The organism is Bradyrhizobium sp. Kon56 (assembly GCF_055807635.1).
The window spans coordinates 1-326 of record NZ_JBVVOU010000262.1; the positions used below are offsets into that span (position 1 = coordinate 1).

Genomic DNA, 326 nt, shown 5'->3' on the forward strand with positions numbered 1-326 from the left:
GACTCCACTTCCAGGCTGATACGCAGCTCCAGGATCGCCAGTACATCACGCAAGGTCACGACGGTGGCCGGATCGATTCGGAAACCGCTCGGGCTTGGCGTATCCAGCACAAAGGTGCCGATACCGTGCCGCGTCTCCACCTGCCCTGCCGCCTGCAAGCGCGAAATGGCTTCGCGCACCACGGTGCGGCTGACACCATGGGCATCCATGATCGCCGACTCGGTGGGCAGCTTGTCGCCACGCTTGAGCTGGCCGTCGCGAATCTGTTCGGACAACACCGTGACCAATTCCTGGGCAAGGCTGCGACGCTTGTGGGGCAGACGTGG

The 326-nt window shown here is 63.5% G+C and carries 1 protein-coding gene; it reads right to left on the bottom strand.

The window, feature by feature from the left end:
• Positions 1 to 326 (bottom strand): FadR/GntR family transcriptional regulator (locus tag AC0L3B_RS38895; protein ID WP_473383003.1); only part of this gene is annotated, 326 nt, incomplete at both ends.